Annotated in this window: 20 protein-coding genes; 3 read left to right on the forward strand and 17 right to left on the reverse strand. The window is 44.9% G+C overall.

The features are described 5' to 3' along the window. The 6 genes from K2Y18_00660 to K2Y18_00685 all read right to left on the reverse strand — a co-directional run. The coding region (locus K2Y18_00660; GenBank protein MBX9804247.1) for a conjugal transfer protein TraG N-terminal domain-containing protein at positions 1–684 on the reverse strand (684 nt) is incomplete at its 3' end. Between the two features lie 9 nt (positions 685–693). Next, positions 694–2052 carry a conjugal transfer protein TraH gene (locus tag K2Y18_00665; GenBank protein MBX9804248.1) on the reverse strand — a complete coding sequence of 453 codons (1359 nt, stop codon included), beginning with the start codon at positions 2050–2052 and terminating at the stop codon, positions 694–696. Next, on the reverse strand, positions 2045–2806 hold the full coding sequence (locus K2Y18_00670) for a conjugal transfer protein TraF (GenBank protein ID MBX9804249.1): 762 nt from the start codon (positions 2804–2806) through the stop codon (positions 2045–2047). The genes K2Y18_00665 and K2Y18_00670 overlap by 8 nt, the downstream gene beginning before the upstream one ends. After that, positions 2793–4379, reverse strand: a complete 1587-nt coding sequence (locus K2Y18_00675; GenBank protein ID MBX9804250.1) for a conjugal transfer protein TraN — start codon at positions 4377–4379, stop codon at positions 2793–2795. Before K2Y18_00675 ends, K2Y18_00670 begins: the two co-directional genes overlap by 14 nt. Further along, on the reverse strand, positions 4376–4981 hold the full coding sequence (locus tag K2Y18_00680; protein MBX9804251.1) for a hypothetical protein: 606 nt from the start codon (positions 4979–4981) through the stop codon (positions 4376–4378). The genes K2Y18_00675 and K2Y18_00680 overlap by 4 nt, the downstream gene beginning before the upstream one ends. A 21-nt stretch (positions 4982–5002) precedes the next feature. Then, positions 5003–5959 (reverse strand): TraU family protein, encoded by a 957-nt coding sequence (locus tag K2Y18_00685; protein MBX9804252.1) that lies wholly within the window; start codon positions 5957–5959, stop codon positions 5003–5005. Positions 5960–6038: 79 nt separating this feature from the next. On the opposite strand from K2Y18_00685, the gene K2Y18_00690 reads away from it, so the two are divergent. Both K2Y18_00690 and K2Y18_00695 read left to right on the forward strand, forming a co-directional pair. Further along, positions 6039–6281: a ribbon-helix-helix domain-containing protein gene (locus K2Y18_00690; GenBank protein ID MBX9804253.1), complete on the forward strand. Its 243-nt coding sequence runs from the start codon at positions 6039–6041 to the stop codon at positions 6279–6281. Next, complete coding sequence (locus tag K2Y18_00695; GenBank protein MBX9804254.1) at positions 6265–6531, forward strand: type II toxin-antitoxin system RelE/ParE family toxin; 267 nt, start codon at positions 6265–6267, stop codon at positions 6529–6531. Before K2Y18_00690 ends, K2Y18_00695 begins: the two co-directional genes overlap by 17 nt. Positions 6532–6535: 4 nt before the next feature. On the opposite strand, the gene traW is transcribed toward K2Y18_00695, so the two are convergent. Genes traW through K2Y18_00750 form a run of 11 tightly spaced genes read right to left on the reverse strand, consistent with a single transcriptional unit; the run spans position 6536 to position 15118 of the window. Then, a complete protein-coding gene (gene traW / locus K2Y18_00700; GenBank protein MBX9804255.1) occupies positions 6536–7174 on the reverse strand; it encodes a type-F conjugative transfer system protein TraW in 639 nt (212 codons plus the stop codon). After that, on the reverse strand, positions 7164–9755 hold the full coding sequence (gene traC, locus K2Y18_00705) for a type IV secretion system protein TraC (protein ID MBX9804256.1): 2592 nt from the start codon (positions 9753–9755) through the stop codon (positions 7164–7166). The genes traW and traC overlap by 11 nt, the downstream gene beginning before the upstream one ends. 5 nt (positions 9756–9760) lie before the next feature. After that, positions 9761–10051, reverse strand: coding sequence for a hypothetical protein (locus K2Y18_00710; GenBank protein ID MBX9804257.1), 291 nt, complete (start codon positions 10049–10051; stop codon positions 9761–9763). Next, complete coding sequence (locus K2Y18_00715; GenBank protein ID MBX9804258.1) at positions 10052–11368, reverse strand: TraB/VirB10 family protein; 1317 nt, start codon at positions 11366–11368, stop codon at positions 10052–10054. A gap of 18 nt (positions 11369–11386) precedes the next feature. Next, on the reverse strand, positions 11387–11692 hold the full coding sequence (locus tag K2Y18_00720) for a hypothetical protein (protein MBX9804259.1): 306 nt from the start codon (positions 11690–11692) through the stop codon (positions 11387–11389). Positions 11693–11709: 17 nt separating this feature from the next. Then, positions 11710–12387: a type-F conjugative transfer system secretin TraK gene (locus tag K2Y18_00725; protein ID MBX9804260.1), complete on the reverse strand. Its 678-nt coding sequence runs from the start codon at positions 12385–12387 to the stop codon at positions 11710–11712. Further along, positions 12380–12940, reverse strand: coding sequence for a type IV conjugative transfer system protein TraE (locus K2Y18_00730; GenBank protein MBX9804261.1), 561 nt, complete (start codon positions 12938–12940; stop codon positions 12380–12382). The genes K2Y18_00725 and K2Y18_00730 overlap by 8 nt, the downstream gene beginning before the upstream one ends. After that, positions 12937–13236 (reverse strand): hypothetical protein, encoded by a 300-nt coding sequence (locus tag K2Y18_00735; GenBank protein ID MBX9804262.1) that lies wholly within the window; start codon positions 13234–13236, stop codon positions 12937–12939. The genes K2Y18_00730 and K2Y18_00735 overlap by 4 nt, the downstream gene beginning before the upstream one ends. Then, the gene (locus K2Y18_00740) at positions 13226–13675 is read right to left on the reverse strand and encodes a DUF3310 domain-containing protein (protein MBX9804263.1); all 450 of its coding nucleotides are present in this window, start codon (positions 13673–13675) and stop codon (positions 13226–13228) included. Before K2Y18_00740 ends, K2Y18_00735 begins: the two co-directional genes overlap by 11 nt. Beyond that, entirely contained in the window at positions 13672–14892 is a 1221-nt protein-coding gene (locus tag K2Y18_00745; protein ID MBX9804264.1) for a hypothetical protein, read from the reverse strand. The genes K2Y18_00740 and K2Y18_00745 overlap by 4 nt, the downstream gene beginning before the upstream one ends. 25 nt (positions 14893–14917) lie before the next feature. Beyond that, positions 14918–15118 (reverse strand): helix-turn-helix domain-containing protein, encoded by a 201-nt coding sequence (locus K2Y18_00750; GenBank protein MBX9804265.1) that lies wholly within the window; start codon positions 15116–15118, stop codon positions 14918–14920. Positions 15119–15260: 142 nt separating this feature from the next. Here K2Y18_00750 and K2Y18_00755 point away from each other — a divergent pair. Then, positions 15261–15550: helix-turn-helix transcriptional regulator (locus K2Y18_00755; protein ID MBX9804266.1), on the forward strand; the 290-nt coding region annotated here is incomplete at its 3' end.

Here is a 15550-nt window from a genome sequence, read left to right on the forward strand (position 1 = left end):
CACCCTGACGGCACATTCACGACAGTTCATGAAAGCTGATTGGCCATTCGGTTGTCGCCAATATATACCTAGAAGGGGATGAGGATTTGCCTCAATGAAGCCCAGCATATCTTCGGTTTCCAAAGCAGCTTTCTTGCCAGGTTCCAGGTTTGAGAAGACGTACGGCCATGCAAAACACTGGCGTGTAAAATCCTTCAGGTTCTCGCGGATAAGAGGATCTCTTATTGATAACGTATGGGCGGCTTGGATCAACTTGGCTCCAAACATCGGCCCCACTCTTGAGAACCGTTCCATGTCACTTGAGGTGAATATGGTCTCAATATGCTCCGTCAGAAACTCGCTAATCGTGCTGGATAGGCTGGCCACGGCAGCGATGCCCAACGGGATGTTATCAACCTTGCTGTATTTGAAATTCAGGTCCACTTTGTCGATTATATTGACGGAGGCTTTGGGACCATAAAACAAAGCAACCAGGAGAAAGGTGGGTAATATCCACTCCTTAAAGAATATGGGCAACGAACCACCTGGAACTGACCTGACTCCGGTATAGAGCAAAGCAATGCCGATTGTTAAGGTGCCGACGGATGTAAAGTAAGGATTATCACTTGCAAAGATCAAGCTGATGCCATTAAAAATGGTCCAGAGAATCTTGCCACCGCCATAAATATAAACTGCATAATCCATGACCTCTCCTTAACTGTTCTTGGCAACTATGGCTTGTTCTATGGCTTGTATGGTTTGATTTAAGGTGTTGATGGAACCGCTGTTGGCGCCAATCAATAGGGACTGAACACGTGAGCGTGAGCTTTGCAAATTCTTCTTGAAACTCTCAATCGCCGTATCTTCCAACTGAATCTTTTGCAAGGCATCTACGGCCTCAAGGACCTCACTCATCACCCGATCAAATTGCGTGAGGATGACATTGGCTGCTATATATTCCGCCGCGTCCTGCATGAGGAAAGGCGTGCCAGCGGCCACACTTACCTGGATGTAACGATAGACAGGAACATTGACGGCATCGTTGAGGAATGCAATATCCTCGGCTGTGATCGATTCTTTGGAAATATATTTGACCCGCAACTCTGAGATTTTATAGATGACCTTGGCCTTCATCGTCGTTCGGGGCTGCGCGCTGCTATCTTGGATCGTGATTTGAGTAAGGCGAGGTGATAGACACTTTTGATCTTCATCACAGGTGAGCTGAGACGTCGTTCCTCCTTTCAGGTAAGCCGCAATGAAATCCTTCTGATCAGCCTTGGGTTCGATGACTTTTAGACGAATGGCATCGCCCTCTCTTTTGGAAATCAACGTCCCCGTCACGGACATGATAAAAGAGGCCAGCTCCTTCGGGGGTCGACCGTCGACTTCTTTCGAATACTCCGGCATCTTTTTAAGGACGTGCCACACAAGGTTATACTCGCCCATCATCAGGTCTTTGTACTTGCCTTGCGCATGTTTGACGTTTGATTGAACAGAATTAGGCTTCTCACAATGTTGACGTGCACCGAACCAATCTTCACCGCCACTGCGGCGCTCATTCATACAGATTTGCTCACTCGCCGCCGTTCCTCTCGGCCAAAGACCCCCGACGATCTTCTGACTTGCTTGGCAGGAATTCAGCATCATATTATTCATGTCTTGTACGGATTTGCGCAGCTGAGATAATAGATTCTCAACTTGAGGAGCCATGGTCTTCATGGCCAATTGAAGGCCATAAGTCGGGACACCTGTTCCGATCTGGCGAAGAAGCTGTGAGAGCTGCTCCCCTTGCAAAAAGGAAAACGATCCAAAATATAAATCGAGATTATTACAGCCCGTTCCCAACTGAGGCAGGCTGATGTTGATAGGCTGAACCACACTATTGTTTTGGCGTAAGACATAGCCGCCGCCTGTGTAATATCCGGCCGCCTGATCCTGAAACGCCCCCGGTGTTGTTTTATTTACTTGCCCTCCCAAGCTTTTAAAGAATTTGTCCAAAGCACTGGCTTGAGTGGCAGTTGGGAGACAACTTAAAATAAGAATGACCAAGACGCTTATAATTTTTCTAACCATGTGGAGCCTCCTCTAGAAATCGAATGATGACTTTAAAATTTTCTCGAAGCTGGGAGAGGCTCACAAGACCACGAGCGAGAGGAATAACTTGACGAGACTGTGGATTCACTAGAAATAACGAGGGATAAATGCCTTCTGGATTGAGGACGGCAATCGTTCCGTTATCAGCCTCCGCATCCGGAAATAACTCAAGCGCTTTCCCATCAGCTGAGATTGCTTTGACATCAAATCCATAAAGATTCATCAGGTCTTTAATAATGGGAGCAAATTCATGGCAGAAGGGGCAATCCTCTTTAAAGATAAAAAAGAGTCCATAGGTTTTGGCCAAGCTCCTTATTTTCTGATCAAGCTGTCGATCAAACTGCACTTGATAAACCTTTCGATGTTGAGGACTTGGTTGATCGGAGCTGCGAAAGTTCTGGCTTGTAAGAAGGGAGGCAAGCATCCAATATTTTTCAAACTCAGTCGCGCGATTCATGATGGCATTCTGGGCTTGTTGCATCACTTGAACATTATCTAATGTGGGTTCCAAAATTGCTTTGGCTTGAATCTCTTCAAAGTTCTTGCGTAAAACCTCCATTCTTCCTGAATAGGTGAGTACCTTTGATGTGGTATCTTTTTTGTTCTCTTTCTTCATAGGAAGCAGAGTTTTCTTATACCAGAGCCACCCTTTTTGCTCTCCTTTGTACCAACTTGAATGGGCTGGAAAGATGAGAAAAATCGACATGAAAAGCATTGATTTAATAATCCCCATGGCCACGCCCCTGTGTTGTTTGTGACTTGGTTATATGACTCGTCTTATCCTTCATAGATCGCTGTATACCTTGGGTGATCTTCTGAACATCTGGAACTTTTGTGCTAGCTGCAATATCTTGAAAAAGATCAGAGAAGTTCACTTTCGAGAAATCTATCTTGGACAGTTGTTCTGGGGTCAAACCCTGACATTGGGGTTGTTGGGGGGATCCAAAACCGAGCCCCAATTGTCCTTTTCCTTGTTCCTGAATAATCTTGGCAAGCTTGCTGGTATAGCAACAAAAGGTCGTCTTCTTTCGGATGCATTGCCCGGCGAGTTTTTCTGCACAATAAGTTCCAACCAACACACACCGATTTTTGTCCCGTAATTCTCGAAGTTCCTTTTCTTCAGCATCACAACTCGCCAAGTGCAGTGACACGCCCCAGCCTTTGCCCGAGCCGCAACAATCTCGAAAATCTAAGCAATTGCGCGTACACCTTCGATCAGACCCTTTGAATATGGTCGAGAAGTTCCTCAAATCATTCTGCGCTTCTTTGAGCACCGACATCTGACTCAAAACTTCGAACAAATCTTGATTGGGCTTATAAGTGGTATCGGTACAATCTCCACTCAAACAAAACGGATTCTTATTGTTGGAAGATTTATAAGATTTGAGGGCTCTTTTACCAGCAGGGCAGCGGAAAGTTTGTTCCCAAAGAACACAGGTGTTAGCAACCCTTTCTTTGCAAACGGAATTGGTCTGATAACAGCCCTTTTCGCGCAAACCCACGCAAGATTTAGATGAGGCCTTGAAACATGCATATTGATAATGTTCTTCAAAATGATCGCGGGTAATAGGCTCGCCTTTAATGACTCGAGTTTCATTCTGAGGACTTCTCGTGGCTTTTACATAGCGGCAAAGCCCTCTATCAACGTGATCTTCAAGAGTTTTACATCCATCAATCCATTTTTCCTTAATAACTTTCACCTTTTTTGGGGTCACATCTACCCGAGTTGCGCATCCTCCGCAATACTCTGTCCAATGACTGTAGTGCATACTCCATCCTCTTCGTTCCTTTCTTGCATGTCCTGGACAGTAGGTAACATTGGTTTTCACTTCTGATGTGATCTTAAGAACGATCTTTAAGTGCTTTGAACAGTTTTGTTGATACTCATCACCACCCTCCACACATGTTTTGGTTTCTTCAGAACTGATCTCTTTTCTAGGAATTTCCTTGAGGTTATCATTAAGTGTTTTTTGAGGATCCGCTATGGCTTGGTTGGCCACTACCATAAGGGGGTCTTTTTGAGAATCGATGACATAGTTTGGTCGGGCGGCATAAGTTTCCACAATAAGATTGCCGGCCTCGTTGTTGTACATGGCTTGTCGAGATTTGCTTCCAAGATCATGGCCCTTGATTTTTGATTGAGGAAGGTCTTTTCCTTCATATCCTAGAATAACACTAGGATTTTGAGGTTTGGGGATTGCGTGGCTTTGAGCCCAAGAGCTGCCTTGGTCAAAGGACTTGTTCATGGCTTCAATTTTGGAGATCGTTGATAGAATCACCCCCAGTATTATGAAGGACATCTTCATGATTCACCCCCTTTACCCAGAAGGGTTTGATACAGGCTCTGTGCTTCGCTCTTTAATTCTCCTTTTTTCTGAAACTGATCCAAGGCTTCAAATAGAGATATATGTCCTGCAACTCGATCCGTAACGTTCTTGTTGTGAAGAATAAAAGTCGGAACGACAGTGACTGTATAATCGTCGAACTTTGGGGGATCAATCTCAGCAGCAACACCTAAATCCTTCATGTAACTTTGTGTCTTTGAAAACGTTCCTCCCACTAAACCTCGAAACAAGATGTGCGCCCCAATCTTTTTGGCTTGTTGACCTAAGACTTTGATGGATTCTTGTGGCATACTTGAAGAGACGAAGATGTACAGTTGAGCAAATGACTTCTTCTCTTTCAGAGATTTAAGATTCATCCCACATTTTCCTGGCGTTTCCTCAGAGTGTGTACTTGTACAAGCCTTTCGAGTTGGACCCTTAAGGGAATGGATCAGAGCTTTCGCATCAATCGCCCCAAATTTGGAAGCTTGTTCGGCTTGATTGATTAATGTTTGAGCTTCCTCTTCAGCACCAAGAGTGCCAAGAATCATACCCAAAAACATTATAATAATTCGTTGTTTCATAAGCTTCTCCAACAAATATAACTAACCGAGACAACAATCTCTTTTGCGCCAAACCAAATACCCAAAATCCGAGCCTTTATAGGGAAATTCCTTTCCTCCTTGCCAAAACACTTCCGTGTGACCCAAGGGATAACAATTGGACGTGGTTGGAATTGGGTAGGTCATCTGAAGGCGATATTGGCTCTTCTTAATGATTGGCATGGGGTATTTGGCACATAGACCTTGCTTGCCGTAAGTCCCCCAGAGGAGTCCCTCTCGGTGAAGTTTGGCCATAAATCGGCCTGCAATGAGGAGACTGGCTTGAACCCCTCCAGCATGATCGCTAAGCGTTCCTGTAAACGGATAAAGTCCACCTTGACATCCAGAACACCAAAATAAGGAATCGAGAGGCAAGTTGGTAGAAGAAGCCACGCAGTCAGCGGCACACGCGGCTTGGGCAAGAACATTGCCGAACAAGACGGCTTCAGGGTTCAGGATGAAAGACTTCTCATCATCGTTCCATAAGGGGTCCAGCTCCGTTAAGTAGGTCAGGTCAATGGAGGTATTTTCAAGACAAATAAAATCCATCAAGACTTCGAGCCAATACATGATCGGGTATACATACCAATGCACTTGGTAGAAACTGTGATGAAGCCCGGTGTGCCCATCTTCCTCCACATCCCCCCGATAGCTAACGCCTGAGCGCGCCACCTGCATCCCGCCCATGTTCACTAGGCAATAGGGCGTTCGAGTCACATCCACCATTCTGACCGGTTCCCAAAACCCCACTGGAATTCCAGGAACTGGAAGGTTTAAGGGAGGTCTATTGCACACACAGATAGGCGATCGGGGCACGGGAGGGCTCGCATTGCCCCTCACAACATCCATACCCATAATGGTTAAGGGAAACACGCATTTCCAGCAGATGTCTGTGATGGGATTGACAAAGCGGCCCACGCAGGTAGAATTTGTTGGGGTAATACCTAAGAAAAAAGCCATGTAACAAAAAAAGAACTTGTTTAACACGTTGAACATCCTGTATAGTATAATGTAACACCTTGTTGAATGGAGACTGAAAATGACTGGCGTACGTTTTGATGTAGATACGGAGACCCGCTTAAATGCACTGGCGGCCCAAACGCATCGTTCAAAGAGTTATTATTTAAAAGAAGCGATGAAGGCATACCTTGACGCTTATGAGGAAACCATTTTGGCTGTCTCGCGGTATGAAGAACAAGTTCGCAATGGGACATTAAAAACGATCCCCATGGAAAAAATAATGAAAGAACTGAACTTTGACAAATCTGACTTGGAAGATTGAGTGGACGCCCGATTCTCGAAAACAATTGCGAAAACTGGATCGACCCATTCAAAAGCGCATTTTGACATTTCTTAATGAGCGAATCCTGGATTCTAATGCACCCCGGCGAACTGGAAAGGCTTTGGCGGGGAGTTTGTCCGCTTATTGGTCTTATCGTATTGGAGACTATCGAGTTCTGGTTGATATTATAGATCATGAATTGGTCATCCTTGTAGTTCAACTGGACCACCGCCGCCAAGTTTATAATTAATCTCTCATTCACCATCTAAATAACCTTTCGTTTGCAATAGAGTTGGTTTTTCTGTAGGAATTTCTTCAATCGTAAGTACCTTGTCCTTCTGGGACACGCGGGTAGGAACTTTGGAAATGCCAAGCTTCTTCACCAACACTTCTCCTTGATCAAAGAAGAATGTCCTCTTATGCTCTTTGGCTAAGAGAAGGGGGGCTCCTTGAGTGAGGACGATCTTACCCTCCTGATTTAATGCCCAAGAGACTTGAGAGCTATCATCTCCATCAATCAGAAGCAGTGGTTTTCCAAATGAGTGATAATCGAGAGGGTTATATTTGGTTCCAGCTGTGGCGATCAGATTGCCCTCATGATCTTTGATGTCTTTATCCAACACGAATGAGGGATCATATTCTCTTGATTGATTAGTGGTCGCTTTTTGGAAACCCTCAACGGGTCTTGGGCGATCAATAGATTGGCAGACTCTCTCCTGGAGTTCTTTTTGGTAATCCGATAGCTTGCCGGAAGCTTGTAATTCCTGAAGATTTTCTTCAATGACCTTTAATAAGCTTTTCTCAACAATCTCAAAACTTGTTCCAATGACGCCCAAGTCCTTTGCGCTGCAGGGGAGAACACAAACAATGAAGAGGATGTGATTAAGTTTCATGAGAATCCTCCTTTTCATTGGCCGCGACGCCTCGGTTGCTATTTTGTCTTTCAATGACAGTTTCAATAGCTTCTTCGATAGAGGCGCCGCGTTGGATATGACTCTCAATGGCTTGGTATTCTTCGGCATTGGTTGAGTAAAGAAGGCGACTAAACGGGTCGAGGCGGAGTCGCCCCACAATTCCATTGATGCCAGGTCCAAATATCGCTGCCTCAGAATAATGGGGCGGACTGGAATGAATGGATCGCAAAAGGGCTTCTTTGTATTCATTGTCTACAAACCCTTGAAGTTGATCATGATGTTTCAGAGACGTGATGACATCGCCCTCTTGATAGAGAATGCATTTCCAGGCAGAGCAGTTAAAAGCCTCCGTGGCCCCTGGAGATTCTTCTTTGAAGTAATCGGTCAAATGTTGGGTTCCCAACACAATCGAGCCTTTGTACTTTCGGGATGTACGACTCGCTTCGGAAATAAAGTCTCCTGTATTTTTGCCACTGAGCAGTTTCCAAGCTTCATCAATGATTATGAGAAATGGTGTTACCCGATCTCCCTTGGCCATTTCTTGGTTGATTTGAATGATGAGCATTTGAACGACCACAGCCATGAGGCTTGGATAATTGCGCAGATGATCAGTTTCTATGACAACGAGCTTTTCCTTGAAGCTTGTATTAGCTGCCTCATTAAAGAAGTGCCCATAAGAGCCGTGAGAGGAAAAAGCATATAGAGTTTGACAAAGATTTTTAGCAACCGTTTGCTCATGGTTCTCGAGAAACTCTCTCACTGTATCAACAGAGCTTTTGGATTTGTAAGTCTCCCAAGACCAGCGTATTGCTTGTTCAATGTATGCGTTTTCTAAATCCGTTGTGCCATTCTTTGGTGCAGCCATCACTTGAAAGATTGGGCATATCATGGAGAGCATCTCTTCTCGTTGCAGAATCTCCTCAGCTTCGTTTCCTTCGGGAATATGAGTAAAGGGATTCAAGCTGATGGGATGTCGAATATCAAACTCGATGTGCTGTCCTTTGAGAATCTGGCACGTCTTCTTAAAGCTTCGCCCCAAATCCAAAACAAAGACCTTGCCCCCTACCCCCATAACTGTTGACATGAGTTCGTTCATAAAGACGGATTTGCCAGATCCACTTTGACCTGCGATGCAAACATTATAGTTATGATCGGTTTGAGCATTGGTTTCTCCCGGCAAGAAGGCTTTGCCGAATGGATTCCAAAAGAAGAGCTGCCCGCGCCTTCCCACAAGAGGCATACCGGGCGATGCTTGGCCCTTCCATTCGCCCACAACAGGAAGGAGATTCTGGGCTTCTTTGGTAACCGTCTTCTTGGCTTTGGACAAGCGTTCCAAACCCGTTGCTGCTCCATATGCCTTTTTAGAGAAATATCCCTTCTTTGAAGTTCCGATTGTCCAAGTCATTGGTAGCGAAGAGAGGAGAACAAACAAGTGATCGTATTTTGTAGGTTGAAAGGCCCAACCGGAACTGCCCCACAAAGCACGAAGGTGTTGTTCATTTTCTTGGATCTCTTCAGGTTTAGAAAAAATCGTATAGCTCAAAGACTCAATAATAACCTGTCCACCAAGTTGAAGCTCTTCAACAGTCTCTAAGCTCTCGTCATATTGTTCCCGCAAGTTCGGAACGAACTTGGACATGCCCTTCTTCAAGGAATTCTCAAGAGTTTGTCGCTTTGCATATGCTTTGGCTTTAATTTTTCCTTGGTTACTATCGACAAACAGACCAAAGTGGATTAGAAAGGGGCACGGGATCTTTTGTCGTACCTCCAAAAGATCCCCGATCATTCGATCCATATTGCCCAAAGACCAGCGTTTTGGCCAAACCTTGGGGATGTAGCTTCGGCACAACGTTTGCCCATCATTCAGCATCACCTCATTTTCTGTTGCCTTAAAATTCTTATCCAAATCAAAGATTTGCTTCTTTAATGAATCATGCTCTTGCCATTGGCTCACTTGAGGGTAGACGTCCTCATGAATGTTGAGGATCGTACCGACTTCTCGAATCAAGCCATCCGCATCAAGCGTGGTTGCTTGAATGCCCAAAGTCTCCAGAACCGCCTTCATCTCTTTTCGAATACGCATCAAACGATCTTTCTCAAACGGTTGGGTGATATGTCCTGGAACCGTATAGGAGATTAACAATCGATAATCCCGGATCAAAAAACCCTCTGGGTCATGGTAGGCTTTGGCTTTCAAAAATTCTGATCGACGCAAAGCCAGCTTTTGGAAGATGGGGTCATTTCGCAAAGATTCACTTCGGGCGTCTTTCCAATAGTCTAGATGTGGCCCAATGCAAGGACTGGCAAATAAGAGGAATTGCATCGAGGTGCCTTCAGTCAAATTCCCAGGTGTTCGAAAGAACTGAGCCATTTGTTGTTGATCCTCAAGACCCGCACCAACAATGGGATTGGCGCTTAATACAAAACCTGTTGCTCCTTCATTGTAAAAAAGCTGAGATTGGGGCTCATAGCTTTCATAAGGCAACAGATCATGCAGACGTGGAATGTTAATCCACTCTTTCATCAAGGTTTCGAGAGTTTCTGGTTTGTTTGAAGTCATTGGCACTACCTCGTCGGGGTATTAATTGAAATAACTTTGCTTATCTGATCCGGCCCATAATAAATGACCACTTGCTTCTTTTTGGATGTACAACTGCCAGTGCTACAAAGTGATTCATCCTCATCCAAATCAATTTCATGCCTATCAATCATCTTGTTGACCTTAGAAAGAGAGGCGCACCCAGCTCCTGTACCGTAAGGACAATCAAAGTGACTGGAATAGGTGGAACCGGTACAACCAACCAATGATAAGCAACCCAATAGACTGAGAGATTTTCTTAGTTTATCTGTACTCATTTAACCCTCCTGCGAATTTTGAGTAGAAGTTTCAAGGTCAGTATTAGAAGATGAAGATCCGACGACCTTCATGTCGTTATCACTTTCGGGAGTCAAGGAAACACCTGTCTTGAGAAGCACATCAACAACGCGACCACTCGCAACCAAAATAACTGGTTGCATCTGTTCTGCTCGCTTAATAGAGAATTCCGCGAGTTTATCGAGTGCGCTACCTGCACCCGATGCGGCTGCACCTTTCAGCGCTCCTTCTTTGCTCAAGGCATTGGTTTGACCGAAAGGAGTCATTGGATAGACACCAGCAGTTGCTTCAAACTTCAAGAAGTTAGCCGCAGCAGATAACAATCCAGCACCAAATGCCTCTCTTGCAACCGCCCCAGCACGATCCACAACTTGCCCTCGAATGCCTGCCAGACCATCTTCTCCAACAACCCACCCTTCAATCGCTTTTTCGATTTGAGTGCCGTTCTTATCCTTCCATGTTAGAGTTTCTAAGCGACAGCGCGCGCGCTCGCTGGAAATGTCCCCATAGCAAGCACCGATGAGAACCGCATCTCGCACCTGTCCTTTTAAACCCCCTGGGAGATTGCCATCATCAACCAATCGCAGCTTTATCGGTTCTGGATTTCCTTGTGAATTCGTTGCTGTGGAAGCTGCAACGCCCATATCCACAACGGCCTTACAATAGGTGCCGCCAGGGAGATATAAGTCCGATGATTTTAAAGAAGCGCTCGTAAGACGATGCCCGGTGAGGTGAACAATCTTTGGACCTCGTCTTTTAGGCGGCGCATTATTTGTTGATCCAGTCCCATAAGAAGCGTTCGGAATGGATGATACTGGTTGTTCCGTAGGTTGTTCAATTGACTGGCTTGCAGTTTCAGAGCCTGGGTGCTCAACGGGAGGTTGCAACTTGAATAAGTCTTCCAAAACATCCACGCGCTTTTCCAGCAATTCATTTTGTTGATGGACTTGGTGTGTTTCTTGGCGAAGGATCTCTGCCTTCTTCTCAACTCTATTGACCCAAGTTTCCCGCTCATCAACAGGGCTTAAAGGTGTAGCCATGTCTTTCCCAAGGGTGCTCATTGGTTTCTCAACAGGCTTTGTGCTCATAGAAGGTGACGCACTATCACCCCCTGACAAAAAGAGATAAAATCCTCCCGCCAGAATTGTTATGCCGGCTCCGCTTAAGAAAAGTAGCTGTTTTACCCTTAGTTTCTTTGACGCGGCATTTATGTCTCTTACGCCAGAATCTCCTGATAACCCGATCCGATCGTAGAGGCAACTTTTGAGACTTTCCAATTTTTCGAACATCTCTTTCATGGCGATTCCTCTTCCTCATTAGTTCAATATGTTAAAAATGGCTTTTGACTTAACGAGAGCGGTGACGATACCAATCCCACCGGCAACGCCGATCTGCGCCAAACCTTTTGGAATATCCCCCTGGTAACAAGAATAACCCCCACCCACCACAAGCCCTCCGCCAATCAGCAAAGCGGCCAGATTTCCAAGAACTATGTCGCTTACCTTCGTTATTTGCGCATCCAAGGTGGCATAGGAGAGCCCGGTCATGGCAAGCATTGCCACTGAAACATACCCAATTGCCTTACCCCATACTTTTAGTTCCGCTTTTGATATCAATTTCATCTCTGTTCCCCCTTCAATTAACGGTTTTGAATGACAAATAACTTCCCAGATTGATCAGGATTGAGCTGGGATTGATCGAAAGCAGAAGCCAAATCCCTGGCCTCCCAAAGCACCCGATTATCGAGAGTGATCTGTTCCTGCCCCACGTTCTTGACCTTGAAGACCAACACTCGATAGTGCTCGTTTTGATAAGCGTTCTCGACGATTGCTTCTAATGAGCTCTTTCCCTCATGGTCACGACTCACTTCATCTGCCGATATGGCGAAGAACCCTTTTGGAATTATCCCTTGAACAAAGCTGGCAAGAATGGTACCTGCATCTTCTTGACTCTGTTGCAACCGAGATTCTGCATTCTCGTATGTAAGAAGAATCGGTTCTGCTTTCTTGGACTTTGGAATGAGTTTAAGGTCTTGAACGGCCCCACGCTTTGTGATCAATGTTACATAGAGAGGCCCGTTCAAACCTTCAGCCACCACAAAGATATGCCCGCTTTTATGATGGGAGATATTGTCCCCATATTCTGTTGGATAGGCATATATATCCTCTATCCCGTCATTATCAATTGTGATTCGGGTCATACCCGTTTTTGAGATTGGGAACTCTAAAACCTCGCCAGGATTTAAAGGCGTATGTGCATAACAAACATCCGTAAAGGCGAATACTAACGCCCCAAGACTCATCAAATATTTATTCATCTTTAACCTCCACAAAATCTTTCAAAAGGATGACGCCGTGAGTTCGAACCACCCAGGACAGGCAGAATTTCTTTTCAGTCGTAACGGGTGAGGAATCTCTCCCAAAATAAGCAATGTGCTGGCCCACCACGTCGATGGTTTGAGTTGACTGATTGACCAAAAACTTCTTCGGATAAAAGACGGTGCTGATCTCATCGGCTTTGATCTTCTTGGATTCAGCCTGCAGTTTCTCTTTAAGCGTCCCAACGTTTTGAATCGTGATTTTTAGAATCTGCTGAATCTTCCAATCGATGCTATCGGGATTAACCGACAAGATGGTATTCACCACCCCATTGGCCCAATCCGCGAAGTAGTCATCGGAATACTTGGAGGCAGTCATCTCCAGTCTGTGGTCAACATCATAGTGAGGGATTAAAACCCAATGCTCCTCAGCATTTACTACTTTTAAAACCAACAGGATATTTGTGAGCACAAGGCCAAGGCAAGCCCAAAGAGCAAAGTCTCGTTGCTTCAAAACCCCTGTCAACGTTGATTGGTTGGAAGAGAAGTTCATGGCAGCCATATCCTCTTCCAAGATTCAGGGCATATTCTTGGCAAGCCAAACCGTAAGCCCAAAGTCCAATGAAGATAGGACACAGTCGAAAATCCTGTGACCAATTTCTTAAAGCGTTTGATGACGTAGACCCCGAGAGACCCTCCAATAAGGAAGAGAAGCTTTAGGGAAAGCGCTTCCAGGACGAAGAACAGGAAAATGCTCACGACGATGAAGCATAGCTCATCCACTGTCATCCCCCCAATTCTGAGGGGTTCTGACATGAAGGTATAAATCCGGTGTTCTTTAATGTTCATAGAATTTAATTTCCTCTCGTAAGTGCTTCAGGGCTTGCTTGAGGGAAGCTTCCCTCATATAGGTGGATGTACGGTCAGTCTGACCATTTCCTTGACAAACCTTTTGAGAAACTTGGATATGAAACAGCACCTCAGCCAAATGCGACGAGAGTTGACAAGCTTCTAGTTTGATCTTTTGGAGAGGTGGCTGAACTAAAACAGCTGCAAAGTGGGGTTTATGGTTGCACCCCAATTCTCGAGATAAGTACCACTGCGCCATTTTCAAATCTTCCAAACGCGTATGTTCCGAAGACGTTTTTTTGCGTGTTGCGCGAGCCAAATATCTGACAACGCACGCCAAGTGGTGACACAGAGACCAGCGTTCAATGAACTCAATCGGATGAAGAGTGGGATTATGTGCGCAATGTGTTGGATTTGAAGAGAGAGATTGATTGTTCATGCTATACCTTTCAGAGTTGGAATGACGTGAAACTCGATTTGTACAACTTCAGGAAAGAGCGATTGTACAGCACACTGGACTTCTGATAAGAAGTGGTTCGCAATATATCCTTTGGTAAAATTACCTTCGACGGAGAAAATCGCTTTTGTCCCTGTCAAATGGCTAAGGGTAACCTTCGAAAACCAGGTTCGATATTTGTTTTGGCCGATTAGCTTAGCGAGGGTTAGAGAGATCTGCATCCAGGGTTGGAGGTGTTTGCTTGAAGGGAGAGCCCTGGCAATCTCTTCAGAAAACAGATCCCACGGTTGATCATCTGGTGTAACGTTTGAGTGACTCGTGGAATTTTCCTGCTTGTCGTAGATTACCCCCTCCAGGAGCTTGTAGGCATTGTCGGGAACAATCGCCCAATCAAGGGTTACCTTGAATCCGCTTGGATTTTGACCACACAGAAATCGGGATTTCGAGATTATTTCGCAATAATCGACCCAGGAATTAATTTTGCCGTTCAAAACTTTATCCAAGAATGTTTTCAGACGATCCAATCGCTTTTCTGTCAGGTGAACGTCTTTGCCACAGTAGAACTTGCTCTGGATTGTCTTGTTCCAGGTATCAAGCATTTGAAAATAAATTTGATTTATTTTCTCCTCTTCCTCATGGCATTTTTCAAGCGCACAATTTTTCGAAGGAGGAGTAAGAGGAGGAAGAAGAGTATTCTCTGAGCTAGTAGTCTCTGTATCAATATTAATACATCTGCCCAAATTGGGCCGATCGATCTGCCCAATCTGGGCAGGTCGATCTGTGGATTTCAACAAATCGATCTGCCCATTTTGGGCAGATGGATGTGTTCCTTGCTTTTTTGCCACTTTCTGGCTATTCGTTTCAGAATCAATAAACACCTGCTGTAGTTTCTCATAGTCAAGGGTATAATATTTTAGCTTCTTAAAATCTCGAGTCACGAAAGACATTAACAGACCTGCTTCTTCCAAATTTGCAACAGCCCGTCGTATCGTATTCATCCCCCAGAATGGAAACTGATTTTGCCATTGTTCATAGGTATTCCAAACCCAGTAGCGATTCTCGAAAAAGTTTTTGTTAAACTTAGGATTCAGCCAGTAGTGAACTTGCTGCAAAACAATCGCTTCATTGAGCCCAATCGTTTGAGCAAGCGTTGGGAGAACCTGAAGGGGTGGTTCGCTAATGAGTAATTCATGCGTCATTGGTTGTAATCCCTGCTGCAAATTGTTATGCTGCTCTATCGATAGAGGTATTCGTACGGCGCAGTTGCTCTTCGTACTCAATGATGTCTTTTTTATGGTAGTAGACCTTTCGTCCAATCTTTATGAAAACAGGCCCACCGCCTTTCCAGCGCCACTGACTTAAAGTATGGAGAGTAGTGCCCCAACGCTCGGCAACCACGATAGGTTCTATAAGATTAGGGTCCATGATAGAAACTCCTTTTCTGTTTGTACAGAATCGTGTATGAGTACTCATTTATTGTATTAGTACAGACTTGAATGTCCTTGTCAATACATGTTTTTATACTCCTAAGCTGCATATGAAAATAATTTAATACAAAGCGAGAACCATGAGCACAGCACTAGCAAAACAGCTTTCTACACGCATGAAAGCGAAGAACCTCTCAGCCTCAATGCTTGAGCGTGAAGCAGGTCTAAAGACCCATGCCGTCTTAAACATCCTTAGAGGAAAATCAAAGAAACCCAGCGCAGAAGCCCTTCAGGCTATTGCGTCGATATTGGGTTGTACGGTTGCTGATTTATTGAGTAACCAGGATCTTTTCTTTGAAGAGGAAGATGGGCGTCCCAAAAGCGAGCTTCTAACGACTGCTTATGATCATCCCATCCTTCTGGAAGATAC

The sequence above is a fragment of the Alphaproteobacteria bacterium genome (genome assembly GCA_019746225.1).
In the GTDB taxonomy this organism is placed as follows: Bacteria; Pseudomonadota; Alphaproteobacteria; order Paracaedibacterales; family VGCI01; genus VGCI01.